General features: G+C 53.2%; 13 protein-coding genes. 9 read left to right on the forward strand and 4 right to left on the reverse strand.

All coding sequences use genetic code 11. The features are described 5' to 3' along the window. Positions 1-301 precede the first annotated feature (301 nt). Positions 302-436: a hypothetical protein gene (locus H8L32_RS27975; RefSeq protein WP_268977627.1), complete on the reverse strand. Its 135-nt coding sequence runs from the start codon at positions 434-436 to the stop codon at positions 302-304. 248 nt (positions 437-684) lie between these two features. Between H8L32_RS27975 and H8L32_RS12825 the strand changes: the two genes are divergently transcribed. The 8 genes from H8L32_RS12825 to H8L32_RS12860 all read left to right on the forward strand — a co-directional run bounded on the left by H8L32_RS12825 (position 685) and on the right by H8L32_RS12860 (position 10,899). Continuing rightward, positions 685-1,554: an ABC transporter ATP-binding protein gene (locus H8L32_RS12825; RefSeq protein ID WP_186947644.1), complete on the forward strand. Its 870-nt coding sequence runs from the start codon at positions 685-687 to the stop codon at positions 1,552-1,554. Further along, complete coding sequence (locus H8L32_RS12830) at positions 1,551-3,128, forward strand: hypothetical protein (protein WP_186947645.1); 1,578 nt, start codon at positions 1,551-1,553, stop codon at positions 3,126-3,128. Before H8L32_RS12825 ends, H8L32_RS12830 begins: the two co-directional genes overlap by 4 nt. Before the next feature lie 437 nt (positions 3,129-3,565). Continuing rightward, entirely contained in the window at positions 3,566-4,834 is a 1,269-nt protein-coding gene (locus H8L32_RS12835; protein WP_186947646.1) for an efflux RND transporter periplasmic adaptor subunit, read from the forward strand. Positions 4,835-4,856: 22 nt separating this feature from the next. Continuing rightward, complete coding sequence (locus tag H8L32_RS12840) at positions 4,857-5,597, forward strand: ABC transporter ATP-binding protein (protein WP_186947647.1); 741 nt, start codon at positions 4,857-4,859, stop codon at positions 5,595-5,597. Between the two features lie 11 nt (positions 5,598-5,608). Further along, positions 5,609-6,910, forward strand: a complete 1,302-nt coding sequence (locus H8L32_RS12845; RefSeq protein ID WP_186947648.1) for an ABC transporter permease — start codon at positions 5,609-5,611, stop codon at positions 6,908-6,910. 7 nt (positions 6,911-6,917) lie between these two features. Beyond that, positions 6,918-8,165: an ABC transporter permease gene (locus H8L32_RS12850; protein WP_230412194.1), complete on the forward strand. Its 1,248-nt coding sequence runs from the start codon at positions 6,918-6,920 to the stop codon at positions 8,163-8,165. A gap of 26 nt (positions 8,166-8,191) precedes the next feature. Then, a complete protein-coding gene (locus H8L32_RS12855; RefSeq protein WP_186947649.1) occupies positions 8,192-9,529 on the forward strand; it encodes a sigma-54-dependent transcriptional regulator in 1,338 nt (445 codons plus the stop codon). Beyond that, positions 9,529-10,899 carry a sensor histidine kinase gene (locus tag H8L32_RS12860; RefSeq protein ID WP_186947650.1) on the forward strand — a complete coding sequence of 457 codons (1,371 nt, stop codon included), beginning with the start codon at positions 9,529-9,531 and terminating at the stop codon, positions 10,897-10,899. Before H8L32_RS12855 ends, H8L32_RS12860 begins: the two co-directional genes overlap by 1 nt. Positions 10,900-10,948: 49 nt before the next feature. Here H8L32_RS12860 and H8L32_RS12865 read toward each other — a convergent pair whose 3' ends face one another. Both H8L32_RS12865 and H8L32_RS12870 read right to left on the reverse strand, forming a co-directional pair. Further along, on the reverse strand, positions 10,949-12,136 hold the full coding sequence (locus H8L32_RS12865; protein WP_186947651.1) for an ATP-binding protein: 1,188 nt from the start codon (positions 12,134-12,136) through the stop codon (positions 10,949-10,951). A gap of 2 nt (positions 12,137-12,138) precedes the next feature. Continuing rightward, positions 12,139-12,828, reverse strand: coding sequence for a response regulator (locus tag H8L32_RS12870; protein ID WP_186947652.1), 690 nt, complete (start codon positions 12,826-12,828; stop codon positions 12,139-12,141). Between the two features lie 203 nt (positions 12,829-13,031). Between H8L32_RS12870 and H8L32_RS12875 the strand changes: the two genes are divergently transcribed. Continuing rightward, positions 13,032-13,934 carry a dioxygenase family protein gene (locus H8L32_RS12875; RefSeq protein WP_186947653.1) on the forward strand — a complete coding sequence of 301 codons (903 nt, stop codon included), beginning with the start codon at positions 13,032-13,034 and terminating at the stop codon, positions 13,932-13,934. A 36-nt stretch (positions 13,935-13,970) separates the two neighbouring features. Here the strand turns inward: H8L32_RS12875 and H8L32_RS12880 are convergent, their stop codons facing one another. Next, the gene (locus H8L32_RS12880; RefSeq protein ID WP_186947654.1) at positions 13,971-15,476 is read right to left on the reverse strand and encodes a HAMP domain-containing sensor histidine kinase; all 1,506 of its coding nucleotides are present in this window, start codon (positions 15,474-15,476) and stop codon (positions 13,971-13,973) included. Positions 15,477-15,481 lie beyond the last annotated feature (5 nt).

A 15,481-nucleotide genomic window follows, 5' to 3' on the forward strand; every position in this document is an offset into this window, starting at 1 on the left:
CCAAGGTCTCGCTGACGCTGGATTATATCGGGCTGCTGGGCCATGCACCGGATGCCGCAACCTTCAATCAGTTGCTGGCACAGTCGGGCACGGATGCGGTGACGCTCATCGGGCAGTTTATTAATTCGCCTGAGTATCTCGCCAGGTTTATGCCGGTTTGAGGATAGGGCAGCGATGCTTGAGGGCAGTTTGAAGGAAACTGCCCCTTGATTACCGTCTGATAGAGGGTAAATAAGGGGCAGTGATGGGAATGGCAGCTAGCCGGGCTATTGGCTTATTGGCTATTGGTCAGATGCCCAGATCAGGCGCCATTACGTTGCGTCCACGGAATCACCGTCGAAGCTTCTTTCTTGGCCTGTTTGGCTGCCTTCTTTTCCTTGGGTGTGCTAGCTGCCTGCTTCTTGGTCTCTTTATTACTCTGTTGTACCTTACTCACGATAATCTCCTGGTAACACCAAGAATTTGGTGAATAACCAGTATAGGCGCATGAGCCTGCCATAACCGTCACCAGAAAAATATATTCAGACGGCATTCCATCCAGGCTGGTGCGCAGGTGTCAGCTGCCAGATCGGAAAATTGCCATTCCATCCCAAGAAATCTGCATTCCGTCTTTTTTTAAAGATTTTTGAAACTGACTTGCTTTACAGTCAGAACATCAACCAATAAAAATCATGAGGATACGCCATGCTAGAGATACGCCACGTCAGCAAACATTTCGGCAAAAAACTGACTGCGGTCAAGGATGTGTCCTTGCAGCTTGAAGCAGGCGTGGTGGGTCTGATAGGGCATAACGGTGCAGGAAAGACGACCCTGATGCAAATGGTGGCAACACTGACGCAACCCAGCAGTGGCAATATCCTTTTCCAGGGACAGGATATTGTCAAAAAACCGCAAGCCATGCGTAGCCGGCTGGGGTTTCTGCCGCAGGATTTTGGCGTATATCCAAATCTGACAGCACTCGAATTCATGCAATATTTTGCGGCCCTGAAAGGGGTGCGTGACCCGGCCCGCATCCATCATTTGCTGGAACTGGTGAATCTGCACGATCAGGCAAAACGTCAGGCCGCGAGCTTTTCTGGCGGTATGCGACGTCGCCTGGGTATCGCCCAGGCTTTGCTGAATGATCCGGACATCCTGATTGTAGATGAACCAACCGCTGGCCTGGATCCGGAAGAACGTCTGCGTTTCCGTAATCTGATCAGTGAGCTGGGGTTCAAGAAACTGGTCATCATGTCCACCCATATCGTTTCTGACGTGGAAAGCATTGCCAGCCAGCTCGCCATCATGCGCAAAGGAGAATTGATCGCCTTTGAAACGCCGGAGCAAATTCTTGCGCAGGCCCACGGACAGATCTGGTCGGCCGAAGTGGATGCGCAGGAATACGAAATCCTGCGCAAGCAGGTACATGTACTGCAATCTCAAAAACAGGGGAACCAGGTCAGCCTGCGTATCGCCCACCCTCATCAGCCCTGTGCCAGCGCTAGTCATGCCGTTCCCAGTCTGGAAGAAGCATTGATGGCGCAACGTTATGCAAGCCAGGAGCTGGCAGCATGACTTTCCATCTGATCTGCACGCTGGTATTGAATGAAATCAGATTGCGCATGCGCCGTCTGAGCACCGTCGTGACCATGCTCGCGGTCATCGTACTGGCGTGGATGATGATCCCCGATCCGCGCACGGGTGATACCCTGATGGCAATCAACCATGCCCGCGTTTTATATACCAGTTCAACCATGGCCCTGGGTAGCGCATCACTCGCCAGCCTGTTGCTGGGTCTGGCCGGTTTTTATCTGGTACGTGGTCGCATAGCAGAAGATTTGCGCAGTGGCAGTGGTAGCGTGATTGCTGCCACGCCGGTTAGCAATGCCGGGTTTTTATGTTGCCGTGCACTGGGTGGCACGCTGTATTTGCTAACCCTGATACTGGCACTGCTGGGGGCGATGCTGGTATGCCATTTGTTACGCGGCGAAGCACCCATCGAACTGGGTATCTATCTGCAGACTTATGTCCTGCTACTGGTGCCGATGGCTTTGTTTTGTGCCAGTTGCGCCATCCTGTTTGACAGTTTCTCACCCCTGATGGGTAAAGCAGGTGACGTGATTTTTTTCTTCATCTGGATAGGGCAACTGGTACTGATGGCAAAAATAGATGGCTCGGTCGCAGGCAGGATTGATCCCGCCATGTATTTTGATTTTATCGGCCTGGCGACGGCCATGGCAAATTTGAAGGCCTATGTCGACACCACGCATTTTTCTCTGGGCACTGCCAGTTTTGACCCGGCACTGACGGCCATCGCCCTTCCTGCATCGCTGTGGTCGCTGAAAGTGATGACGATACGTGCTATCAGCGCTTTGCTGGCCATCATGCCTTTGGTTCCGGCGATCATGTTGTTCCACCGGTTTTCACCAGACCGCGTGCGAATGGCACGTGCCAGACAACGCCGCTCACCACTGGCATATCTGAATCAATGGCTGCGTCCGTTCGCAAGGCTGGCACAACCCCTGTTCAGTCTGGCACAGGCATTACCGGGCATGACTGGTCAGCTTGTGGCAGAGATGGCGCTGACCGTGGCCAGCGCACCTGTTGCCGGCCTGGCCTTGTTGCTGATACCTGTCCTGTCCCTGCTCCTGCCCGCCACTTCGCTGCCTGGCCTGTTGACACTGACGGTTGCCATATGGGGGATATTGATCAGTGACATCAGCACACGCGATGAACAAACCACCACTGCGGACATGACCGGCAGTGCCGCAGGTGGTGCCAGTCTGGCGTATATCCGCCATCTTGCTGCCAGCGCTGGCATTGGTTTCATGCTGACCGGTGTCATCGCCTTGCGCTGGCTGGTACATGAGCCGGTGCGGGCGGCAGCCGTCATCACCGGCATCATCAGCTTCAGTGCTGTTGCCAACCTGCTGGGTCGTCTGTCCGGCACATCACGCACCTTCATGTCGCTATTCCTGTTTGGTCTGTATGTCGCAGTCAACGCAAGCCATATCAGCATGATCGATGCATTCGGTTTCAACGGTGTCGCCAGTCTCCAGTCAGTCAGCATGCAGATCTTGATTGCAGTGGCGGCAGGCTGTACCGGTATCTTGCAACAGCCAGTGAAAACCTGGGTCATGGGTAGATGAGCAGATGAGCAGATGTAGATAGTCCCTTAAACCCCGTATGACGCAACGTCGTCAGGAGCTGGCAAGCACAAATAAGCAATCAATACACCCTCGACCGGCTGTGGACAAGCCATGTATAAGTCATACAAATAAGGTGGATAAGTGGTGAATAAGTAGTGCATAAGCAGTGGATAGTCTGTGGGTAAGTTTTCTGTCTGCCTCACTGCCTGCCTAACTGCATCACTGCCTGCCCCGTTCTTCCAGCCTTTTCAGCTTCCCTGCCATACCGTCCATTCGTTTACCCTGCCTGCCGTCCGGACTGCCCGCTTGCTGAACGCGGACAAATAACGGACGGGGCGGACAAATCAGATTAAAAATTTCTCCTTAATATTCAACAACTTATAACTGGCACGGTTTCTGCTAAATGTCATGCATTCAATTCAACAAGCAAGCACATCATGATACGAGATACCTCAGCCCAAGATACCAAGTTGTCCACCAGTAAGGGGCAAACCCGCAAGCGCCTGTTGATCGTTGCAGGCACCAGCCTGGCTGGCATCACTGCCCTGGTGTTGCTGATGTCTGCCTGGCGTGGCAGCAGCCAGTCGGTGAATGCATCGCGCCTGAACATTGCAGAAGTCACTCACGGTACCCTGGTCAGGGATGCATCCGTCAACGGCAGGATTGTGGCGGCAATCAGCCCTACTCTGTATTCCAGTGCCGGTGGCACGGTCACGTTGAAGGTGAGCGCTGGTGAAACCGTCAAGAAAGGGGATATCGTCGCCGAAATAGAATCGCCCGACCTGACGGACCAGTTTAAACGCGAGCAATCCAATACCGAACAGCTGGAAGCCGAAGTCGCTCGCCAGCAGATACTGGCAAAAAAGCAAAAGCTGATCGCCCGTCGTGATGCTGACCAGGCAGAAATAGAGCGCGTGGCTGCACAGCGAGCCTTCCAGCGCATAGAAGCCGCTGGTGTCGTTGGTGTGGTCGCCAAGAATGATTTCCTGAAAGCGCAGGATGCCATGCATTCCACAGAAATACGTTCAAAACATGCAGCGCAGGCAGCCGATCTGGAAAACGAAGACGTGACCCTGGAACTGAAAACAAAAATGAGTCAGTTGCAGCGTCAGCGCCTGAGCCTGGACTATGCCAAGCGTCGCGTCGACGAATTGAAATTACGCGCACCAGTAGACGGCATCATCGGCAGCCTGGCCATTTCCAACCGCAGTGTCGTGGCAGCCAATACGGCGCTGATGACCCTGGTTGATCTGTCGCAACTGGAAGTCGAAGTGGAAATTCCGGAATCGTATATGACTGATCTGGGTCTGGGCATGAAGGCAGAAATCATGATCAACAATAACAAGATCATGGGTACCTTGACGGCTATCTCGCCAGAAGTGGTGAAGAACCAGATACTTGCCAGAGTCCGTTTCAGCGGTAAGCAACCAGAAGGCTTGCGTCAAAGCCAGCGCGTCTCAGCCCGTTTGCTGATGGAAGAAAAAACCAACGTCATGATCTTGCCGCGTGGCCCCTTTGTTGAAGCAGACGGTGGACGCTTTGCCTACGTTGTTGAAAAAGGTATAGCCCAGCGCCGTCCCATCAAATTGGGCGCAACCAGTATCTCTGCAGTAGAAATTCTCAGTGGTTTGAAGGACGGCGACAAGGTCGTGATATCAGGTACCGATACATTTGAAAGCGCGACCAGCGTTTCTATCAATAACTAATTAATTTATAAAGGAACATCCCATGTTACGCATGAAAAGCCTGAGCAAAGTTTACCGTACCCATCTGATAGAAACCCATGCCCTGCGCGGCTTTGACATCCATGTCAAGGAAGGTGAGTTTGTCACCGTGACCGGCCCGTCCGGTTCCGGAAAAACCACCTTCCTGAACATCGCCGGTTTGCTGGAAGATTTTAATGATGGTGATTATCTGCTCGACGGCATCAATGTCAAAGGCATGAATGACAATGCCCGCACCCGTTTGCGCAATGAAAAACTGGGTTTCATTTTCCAGGGTTTCAATCTGATTCCTGATTTGAATTTATTCGACAATGTCGATGTTCCCCTGCGTTATCGTGGTTTGAACGCCACTGAACGTAAAGACCGCATAGAAGCGGCGCTGGCCCAGGTTGGTCTGGCTTCGCGCATGAAACATTATCCGGCGGAATTGTCGGGCGGACAGCAGCAACGGGTCGCCATTGCACGCGCACTGGCCGGTTCTCCCAAATTATTGCTGGCCGATGAACCGACCGGTAACCTGGATACACAAATGGCCCGTAGTGTCATGGAATTGCTGGAAGAAATCAATGCCAAGGGTACGACCATTCTGATGGTAACGCATGACCCTGAACTGGCCGTACGCGCCCAGCGCAATGTCCACATCATCGATGGTCAGGTCAGTGATCTGGTGCGCAAGATGCCTTCGCTGTATGACGCCAAGGCTGAAAATTCTGCCAATGCAGTTGATCGTTCAGCTGTCGCCTGAGGAGTAGTGACATGTTTCAATATTATTTTTTCCTGGGCATACGCAGCCTGCGCCGCAATCCGGCCCTGACTGCACTGATGGTGCTGACCCTGGCTGTCGGCGTTGCTGCCAGCATTTCCACACTGACGATTTTGCATGTAATGTCAGGTGACCCGATACCACACAAGAGTAGCCGTCTGTTCACCCCCGTGATGGACAATGGCCCGCTGAAAGGCTACACACCAAACGATAAACCGAATGATACCCAGTTGACTTACCGGGATGTCATGAATCATCTGCCGGCCCAAATTGGGGAAAGACGTACGGCTATGTACGGCATATTAATGGCCATAGAACCAGCACGCAAAGACTTGCCCGCAATAGAGCCAGAAGGTAGCGCTGTGACCAAGGACTTTTTCGCCATGTTTGATACACCCTTTTTGTATGGACAGGGGTGGACTGATAACGACGATAAGAAAGCTGCAGACGTTGTCGTGCTTGGAAAAAAACTGGCTGAAAAACTGTACGGCAATACCAATCCAGTTGGTCAGTACCTGACCATGATAGGCCATCAGTTCCAGATAGTCGGCGTACTTAATACCTGGGAACCAAGTCCACGCTTTTACCGTAACGCCACATTTGGCACGCAGGAAGATTTTTTTATTCCACTTGCAAGCGCCATCCGGCATGAAATTACCCACGCTGGCGGCATGGGCTGTACTGGCGACACCGCACCCGGCTGGCAGGGACGACTGGATTCTGAATGCACATGGCTCAGCTTCTGGTTTGAATTGAAGTCAGAAGGTCAGCGTCAGGAACTGCAAAGCTATCTCGACAATTATGCAGCTGAACAGCGCAAGCTGGGCCGTTTCATGCGCCAGACAAAAAACAAACTGTTCAATGTCATGGAATGGCTGGACGAAGCCAAAGTGGTTGGCAACGACAATAGACTGTCTGCATGGCTGGCGTTTGGTTTTCTGCTGTTATGCCTGGTGAATACTGTGGGTCTTTTATTGGCCAAGTTTTCTGTACGGGCATCAGAAGTGGGCGTGCGACGTGCACTGGGTGCATCCCGCAAAGAAATATTTAATCAGTTTCTTATCGAAAGCAGCGTCATTGGCCTGGCTGGCGGTGTCACTGGTCTGCTGCTGGCTTTTGGCGCACTTGCCCTGATCGCCATGCAATCGAAACAGCTGACTGTAGTCGCACACATGGACTGGCAAATGCTGGCCATCACCTTCGTCATGTCCGTCACGGCAGCCATATTGGCGGGATTGTTCCCGACCTGGCGCGCATGCCAGGTGACGCCTGCAATACAACTCAAATCACAATGAGGCTAATATGAAACTCAATCTGGAAATTCGCCCCATTTTGTCTGCGCTGATGCGCAGCAAGACAGGCGCCATCCTAGTGGCCCTGCAAGTCGCAATCAGTCTGGCAATCCTGGCCAACGCCGTGTACATCGTACAACTGCGTATGGAAGTAGTAGCACGCCCCAGCGGCCTGACAGAAGAAAATGATCTGTTCTCCATCAACCTCAGCAACCGTAAATTGGCTGAGCATGCAGAACAGATCGCCACCCAAAAGCAGGATGAGGCAACCATACGCGGCGTCGCTGGCGTGAAGGGTGTCACCAGAGTAAGCCAGACGCCATTGTCCTGGTCGGGCAGTACCACTGGCGTTTCGCTGGACAGGAAACAGGCTGCCACCAGCGCCAACGTCTCGATGTATATCACGTCCGAATCGCTGATGAAACTCTGGGGCATCAAGCTGGCTGACGGGCGTGACTTCAATCAGGGCGAATTCCGCGAAATTGACACCAGCACCAGCAAGGAATTTCCTGATGTCGTCATCATCACCAAAGCCCTTGCAGAGAAACTTTTCCCTGACCAGGCCAGTGTTGTAGGAAAAACGATCTATTTTGGCACTGGTGACGATGCCTATGCGACGCGTATCATTGGCGTGCTTGAACGCTTGCAGACCCATGCCGCCCAAATCGGCGCAAAGGGTGAAATTTCAGTTATCTTGCCAATACGCATGTCGAATGACCCGTATTCCAAGTATTCAATACGTGCTGAACCAGGTCAGCGTGACCGTGTCATGAAGGATGTTGAGGCGGCGCTCAGAAAATCGTCTGCAACACCCCTGATTATCAATATGCGCACCCTGGAAGAAGACAGAACCAGACGCTATCGCGCTGACAACGGCCTGGCATGGATGCTGATCGCGGTTTGCGTATTGCTCTTGCTGGTGACGGCCAGCGGCATCGTGGGTATTTCCAGCCTGTGGGTGACACAACGCCGCAAACATATCGGCGTGCGACGTGCACTGGGTGCGCGCCGCATCGACATCCTGCGTTATTTCGTGACAGAGAACGTCATGATTACCAGTATCGGCATTTTCTGTGGCACAGCATTGGCAATCGCCCTGAACCAGCTGCTGGTCAGCAAACTGGAACTGACTAAATTACCGGTGCAATATTTGCTGGTAGGAAGTGTTATTTTCTGGATACTTGGTATCATCGCGGTTGCGGGGCCTGCTGCACGTGCAGCGGCCATCTCGCCGGCAACCGCCACCCGCAGCACCTGAAGCCCTGAAAATTTAGATACAGACCCATGCCTACCGTACTGATTATTGATGATAACACCACCGTTGCGGTGGCACTGGAAGTACTGTTTTCGCTGCATGATATCGATGCAATCTGTGCCACATCGCCAGAACAGGGCCTGGCGATGCTGGACCAGCACGCCGTTGATCTGGTGATACAGGATATGAACTTTACAGCGGATACCACCTCTGGCGAAGAAGGCGAAGCTTTGTTTAGTGAAATTCGCAAACACTTTCCAGATTTGCCCGTGGTGTTGCTGACAGCCTGGACCCATCTCGATACCGCCGTCAATCTGATCAAGTCAGGCGCGGCGGATTATCTGGGTAAACCCTGGAATGATCAGAAGCTGCTGACCACGGTTCGTAACCTGATAGAACTGGGCCAGACCAATCGTGCACTGCAACCGCGGCTGCAAAGAGAACGCAAGCAAAAACGCGAGCTGGAACAAAAATTCAATCTGTGCGGTCTGGTCTGGAATGATGCCGCCACCGAGCGCGTGCTGGGCATGGCTTGCCAGGTCGCACGTGCCGATGTGCCGGTGTTGATTACCGGCCCCAACGGCGCGGGCAAGGAAAGGATAGCGCAAATCATCCAGGCCAATTCCAGCGTCAGGGACGGCCCTTTTGTCATCCTGAATTGCGGTGCCCTGCCGTCAGAACTGATTGAAGCTGAATTGTTTGGAACCGAAGCCGGTGCCTATACCGGTGCCGGCAAGGCACGCGAAGGCAAGTTTGAAGCCGCTGACGGCGGCACTCTGTTTCTCGATGAAATCGGCAACCTGCCTTTAGCGGGTCAGATGAAATTATTGCGTGTGCTGGAAACCGGGCGTTTCGAACGCCTGGGGTCCAACAAGGAAAGACAGGTCAAGGTCAGGGTACTCAGCGCCACCAATGCCGACTTGCAAGCCATGATCAGGGCCGGTAGTTTCCGACAGGATTTGCTGTATCGCTTGAACGTGATCGAATTGCATCTGCCACCGCTGGCCGAACGGACGGGCGACATCTTGCCGCTGGCAGAATCTTTTCTGTCCGATGGCAAAAGCCTGCACCCGACGGCACAAAGCTGCCTGCAACAATATGCATGGCCAGGCAATGTCAGGGAACTGAAAAATGTCTTGCAACGCGCTTGCCTGCTGGCGGCCAAAAATGAAATCATGCCAGCCGATTTAGGCTTGCCTGCCAGTATCTCCTGGGCCAGTAGCGACAATGAACCGGACAAGGAAGCCATAGAACGGGCACTGAGCAAGGCCGGTGGCGTGGTGGCACAGGCAGCGGCTGAATTGGGATTAAGCCGGCAAGCCCTGTATCGCCGCATGGACAGGTTGGGCATCAACCGTAACGCATGATGTCAGACTCATCAGACAAGCATGGCAAAACCGGGAAAACGCTGGTGCCGTCATTGATCAGCCGCCTCAGCCTCAGCGTTGCGGGCCTGCTGACCCTGGCAGTATCGCTGACAACCGGCCTGCACTACTGGCTGGATCTGCATCCCTTGCTGACAGCTTCCATCAGCCTGCTGGTGATGCTGCCCTTCGGGTTGATTATCATACGCAGCCAGATGCACTCCGTCATACGGCTGTTCCATACGCTGGCCGGTACGGTCATCAGTTATCAGGACAATGATTTTTCTTTTGGCGTGCATTGGCCGTATGCGGATGAGCTGGGAGAACTGGTCGACGCCCACAATGCGCTGGGCGACATATTGCGCAGCCAGCGCCTGGACCTGGTACAGCGCGAGCTCCTGCTCGACACCATGCTGCAAAATACGCCGGTAGCCATGCTGCTGACCACCGATCAAAGCATCATCGTCTTTGCGAATATCGTGGCCCGCCAATTGCTCAACCAGGGACGCAAGCTGGAAGGTCATCATTTCAATGAATTGCTGAACCGTGTTTCATTGTCTTTGCGCGAAGCCATACAGCGCGGCGGTGATGGTCTGTTCACTGTCAGTGCAGCCAGTGCCGATGAAGAGGAAGAAGTCTATCACCTGGCACGCCGTCATTTCAGCCTGAATGGACGACATCATGAATTATTCCTGCTGCGTCACCTGACGGTGGAATTGCGCCGTCAGGAAGTACAGACCTGGAAGAAAGTCATACGCGTCATCAGTCATGAATTGAATAATTCACTGGCCCCCGTCGCCTCGCTGGCCAATTCGGCCAAGGAACTGGTACGACGCGGACAAACGGAACGCCTGCCTGCCATCCTGCACACCATAGAAGAACGCACCCGCCACCTGGAAAGTTTTATCGATGGGTATGCCAGGTTTGCGAAATTGCCGACACCCCGTCTGGAAAACATCAACTGGATAAGCTTCATCAACGGATTGAAATCGCAAATCACGTTCACGATAAGCGGCAACATCCCAGATGAAAGCATCAGTGTTGACCCAGCGCAAATGGAACATGCCCTGCTCAACCTGCTGAAGAATGCGCATGAATCGGGTTCAGTCGAAAGTGAAGTCGGCCTGGCCATACGTGTCGTGCAGGATATTGCACGCATAGAGATCATGGACAGAGGTAGCGGTATGACGGATACGGTGATGTCGAATGCGCTGATTCCCTTCTATTCCACCAAACGCAGCGGCACCGGACTGGGGTTGGCGCTGGTACGCGAAATCATAGAAGCCCATGGCGGGCGCATCACCCTCAATAACAGGGAAGGCGGCGGACTGTCAGTCAGCCTGTTTTTGCCTGTCAACCACGCGGTAAGATAAGTACCATCCACCGTAAATACCGCACCAAGGACCGCAGTAAAATTTACACTTACTGCATCCCCACCAGCGGTAAACTCATGCGCATGGAAAGACCGCCTTCCTGGCGGTTATTGGCCACGATGCGACCACCATGTGCCTGTATGACGCGCTGGGTAATTGCCAGACCAAGACCATAGCCATCGGTATTGCGCTCGGCATCATGGCCGCGATAAAACGGTCGGAAAATATTGTCCAGTTCAGCTTCCGGGACGCCACTGCCTTCGTCCAGCACTGTCACCTGGATTTCATTGCTCAGCACGGCTACTTCCAGTGTCACTGTGCTACCCGGCCGCGTATGCCGCAGTGCATTGCGCAATACGTTTTCAAATGCCCGGTATAACAACTCATATTTTCCCTTTACACCGACCAGGGCAAGTCGTTCCGGCTGACAGGTAGTGACAAAGTTTTTCTGTACAGACTGCGCTTCAAAGCTGGCGGTATCCATCAGTTCTATCATCAGTTCATCCATATGGATGAGGTCTTGTCCTATATTCGCACCGGCTTCCAGCCTGGACAAGGTCAGCAGTTCACCCACCAGCTTGTCCATGCGGATGGCTTCACGTTCCATCCTGGTCATATATTCTTCGGCTTTTTGCGGCTGCTGTCTGGCCAGGCCGATCGCTGCCTGCAAGCGCGCCAGCGGCGAACGCAGCTCATGCGACACGTCATGCAAAAGACGGCGCTGGCTCTGCAAGGCACCCGTCAGTTGTTCAGCCATGCGGTCAAAGTCACGGCCCAATGCCGTCAACTCATCCTGACGCTGCCCCATGCTGTCGCCTATACGCGTATGCAGACTACCGCCTGCCAGTGCGTGAAAAGCTTCGCTCAGGCGCCGTATCGGTTTCGCCATATACCATGCCATTAATGCAGCAAACAGCAGGCTGGCAAAAAATGCTACCGACATAGGCACCAGCGCACGTGAAATTTCATCGTGTGGTTGCCCGCGCATTAGCGGCGGCCCGCCTCTGGATGAGGGTTCACCACGCGGCGGCATGCCAGGTCCGGGCCGTTGTTCATCTCCAGAAAAACGCGGACCATCGCCGAACGGCGGTGGTTTCCCAAAATCAGCGGTGCGTGTTGACGTGCTGTCCTTATCCAGCTCTAGATGCTTGAGCCAGAAAGTGGTACTGATACCGGCAATGGCAGTCAGTTGTGCCAGCCAGATAAAGAAAAAGAATTTCCAGAACAAGCGCCCCATGATTACTCGCGGGTCAACATATAGCCCTGCCTGTAAACCGTCTGTATGACGGTACGGCCATCGGAAAATGCACTGATTTTCTGGCGTATGCTGCTGAGGTGTACATCGATATTGCGATCAAACCTGGTCAACGGCCGGCCCAGGCCCTGCTCCGACAAATCGCTCTTGCTGACAGTCTGGCCAGCATTTTTTGCCAGCAATTCCAGCAGGCTGAATTCGGTACTGGTCAGATCCAGCAATTTGTTATTCCATTCGGCCCGGCGCTGTCCTGGCCATATTTGCAAGGAACCTACCACCAGGGTTTGGCGATCATGCTCGATATTGACGCCGATCTGGGTGCGTCGCAAGATGGCGCGCAATCTGGCCAGCAATTCGCGTGGCGTGCAGGGTTTGGGGACGTAATCATCCGCTCCCAGTTCCAGACCGATGATGCGGTCGACGTCATCGCCCCTGGCGGTCAGCATCAATACCGGGATACGGCTTTCAGCACGGATACGGCGCAAGGCATCAATACCGTTCATGCGCGGCATCATGACATCCAGTACGGCGATTTCATGTTCACCGGACAAGGCTTCCTTTGCAGCCTGTTCGCCGTCATGAGCTGTGGTAATGACAAAACCTTCACGCTCAAGGTATTCCTTGAGCATGCCTACCAGTTCGACATCATCGTCAGCGAGTAATACCTTGGTCATCGGGAGCTGCCAGTTATCAACATAAGTTATGTACGTTTGCAAATCATAGCAAAAATCACCTGGATTTTTGGCAAATTTACCTGCTTTTACAGTGTTTTCAGTTCAATTACACAAATTCCTTACCTATCTTTACGTTCGATTTACGGCGCTTTACAAGCTGAAAAGACAAAATACCACAACCGCAACTTCTATATAAAAATGCCATGGACAAGCTTAGCTCACACCTAGAAACCGACCTGAACAATCTGTTGCAGATGGCCGCCAACAGAAGGCAAATGCTGCGCTGGCTGTCGGCTGGAAGCGCCATGTCATTGCTGGCATGTGGTGGTGGCAGTTCCACCGCGACCGGCAGCACCACGACAAGTACGACAGGAACGACCACCAGCACGGGCACTACCACGGGTACCACGACCGGCACAAGCACCGGTACCACCACTGGTACAACAACGGCCATCGGTTCATGCACGGTCATACCGGAAGAAACGGCTGGCCCATATCCTGGCGATGGCAGTAACAGCAATGGCACCAGTATTGCCAATGCGTTGCTGCTGTCTGGCATAGTGCGCAGCGACATACGATCCAGCATCGCTGGTGCCAGTGCGGTGGCTGCTGGCGTACCGCTGACCATCAAATTACAGTTGGTAAATACCAAAACCAGTTGTGCATCCCTCGCCGGGTATGCAATTTATTTGTGGCATTGCGACCGTGATGGCAACTACTCCATGTATTCGTCGGGCATCACCAATGAAAACTATTTGCGCGGCGTACAGGAAACCGACAGCAGCGGCAATGTCAGTTTCACGACCATCTTCCCTGGCTGTTATTCAGGCCGTATACCGCATGTACATTTTGAGGTGTATCCAAGTTTAAGCAAGATCAGCAGCGCCAACAACAAAGTAAAAACATCACAATTCACCTTCCCTATGGCGACGTTGAATGAGGCCTATCAGGCCACAGGCTATACCACCAGTGTACGCAATCTGTCACAGATCACGTATGCGACCGATAATGTGTTCAGCGATGGCACCAGCCTGCAAATGGTTAGTGTGACTGGCAGTGCCACGCTGGGCTATGTGGTTACCTTGTCCGTGGCGATTTCTGTATAAAGTTTGTGGTCACTTATCTCCTGCTGACGCCTGCATTCACGCAGGTATCAGCGGCAGGCGTATGGTCAACTGGGTTCCCTGGCCACTGGCCGAGTGCAAGTCAAATTCGCCGTTAAATGCCGCCACCCGTTCGCGCATGCCGGTAATGCCTATACCTGCTGTACTATGGCCCATGTCGAAACCGGCACCATCATCACTCACCTCGATCTGCAATAGCTGTTGTTCAGGCATCATCGTCAATGCCACCTCTACCTGTGTGGCATGGGCATGCTTGAGCACATTCGACAAGGCTTCCTGAATAATGCGGTAAGCAGAAATCGCCAGTGCATTGTCAAGTTGCGCAAAGTCACCCTCGCTGTCAAAGTGAAACTGGCAAGCCTGTGCATTGCTGTTGTAATGCCTGAGCATGTCTTCGACTGCACCCTGCAAACCCAGCATGTCCAGTACCTCTGGTCGCAAGCGCCGTACCAGGTTGCGGCCATTGGCATACAGATCCAGCGTCAACGTGGTGATGGCCCGGGCTCTTTCCTGTATTTCGTCTGCCGCCGCACCTGGTGCCATCTGTTCCGCCAGATGCAGGATGCGCTGTGATTCCAGCCGTGCAGCGATCAGGGACGCATTCAATTCATCATGAATCTCGATCGCGATGCTCTTGCGTTCATCTTCAACAATGGTATGCACTTTCTGTATCAGTTTTCTTTTTTCTGCATTTGCCTTCAGTGCTTCATTGCGTGATTCCAACAAATCCCTGGTTCTTTCCTGCACCTTGTTTTCCAGATCTTGCTTGGCCTGCTGCAGGCTGACCGACATGGTATTGATGGAAGTCTGCAAATCACCCAGTTCACCGCCTGTGCTTAATTCCAGGGTGGTGGAATAATCACCTTCGCGTATCTCACGCAAGGTCTCTATCGATCGCTGCAAGGGATAGGTCAGACTTTGCGACAGGAACACAGCCACCATGGCACTGACAAGCAGCGCCAGAGCACTCAGTGCCAGTTCAAACTGGAAGCGCTGACTATGCTTTTCCTGCAAACGCGTTGGCGACATGGTGACCCGCACGTAGCCTGCGATGTCGCTGTCTTTCCCGATTTTTTTTGCAGCTTCCATGCTGCGCCCGGTCAGTGCGGTATTCGCCGTATCTTTCAGGATATTGACCCATACCAGTTGTTTCTTGATGGGTACTTCGACATAGCGCTCATCACCCTGTACACGATTCGCAGAAATGATGTGAACGATATCTTTTTTGTCGGTATCCAGAACATCGATCCTGAAAATGCTGTGATCCGACTGCATGACATCCGCCATGGTGCTTCTCAAGCCTGCCATGTTTTTGGACAGCAGATTGTATTCCACACTTTCTGCCAGCGCGGTCGACACGACATAGGCCCGCTCGGCCAGTTCCGTGCGAGCTTCCTGCAGGCGCGAGTGATAGGAATACCAGACGACTGAACAGAACATGTAGATCACCGGCAACAAGGTGATCAGTATCACCCGCGTGCGTATTCCCCAATTCTTCCAGTTGAAGATATGCGTGCCCGACATCAACA

The sequence above is a fragment of the Undibacterium hunanense genome (assembly GCF_014284335.1).
GTDB classification, from domain to species: domain Bacteria; phylum Pseudomonadota; class Gammaproteobacteria; order Burkholderiales; family Burkholderiaceae_D; genus Undibacterium; species Undibacterium hunanense.

Excerpts from the sequence above, each read along its gene's own strand:
- H8L32_RS12870 (WP_186947652.1), bottom strand. The coding sequence starts at position 12,828 with ATGACCAAGGTATTACTCGCTGACGATGATGTCGAACTGGTAGGCATG.
- H8L32_RS12835 (WP_186947646.1), top strand. The coding sequence starts at position 3,566 with ATGATACGAGATACCTCAGCCCAAGATACCAAGTTGTCCACCAGTAAG.
- H8L32_RS12845 (WP_186947648.1), top strand. The coding sequence starts at position 5,609 with ATGTTTCAATATTATTTTTTCCTGGGCATACGCAGCCTGCGCCGCAAT.
- H8L32_RS12850 (WP_230412194.1), top strand. The coding sequence starts at position 6,918 with ATGAAACTCAATCTGGAAATTCGCCCCATTTTGTCTGCGCTGATGCGC.
- H8L32_RS12840 (WP_186947647.1), top strand. The coding sequence starts at position 4,857 with ATGTTACGCATGAAAAGCCTGAGCAAAGTTTACCGTACCCATCTGATA.
- H8L32_RS12865 (WP_186947651.1), bottom strand. The coding sequence starts at position 12,136 with ATGGGGCGCTTGTTCTGGAAATTCTTTTTCTTTATCTGGCTGGCACAA.
- H8L32_RS12825 (WP_186947644.1), top strand. The coding sequence starts at position 685 with ATGCTAGAGATACGCCACGTCAGCAAACATTTCGGCAAAAAACTGACT.
- H8L32_RS12855 (WP_186947649.1), top strand. The coding sequence starts at position 8,192 with ATGCCTACCGTACTGATTATTGATGATAACACCACCGTTGCGGTGGCA.
- H8L32_RS12880 (WP_186947654.1), bottom strand. The coding sequence starts at position 15,476 with ATGTCGGGCACGCATATCTTCAACTGGAAGAATTGGGGAATACGCACG.
- H8L32_RS12830 (WP_186947645.1), top strand. The coding sequence starts at position 1,551 with ATGACTTTCCATCTGATCTGCACGCTGGTATTGAATGAAATCAGATTG.
- H8L32_RS12860 (WP_186947650.1), top strand. The coding sequence starts at position 9,529 with ATGTCAGACTCATCAGACAAGCATGGCAAAACCGGGAAAACGCTGGTG.
- H8L32_RS12875 (WP_186947653.1), top strand. The coding sequence starts at position 13,032 with ATGGACAAGCTTAGCTCACACCTAGAAACCGACCTGAACAATCTGTTG.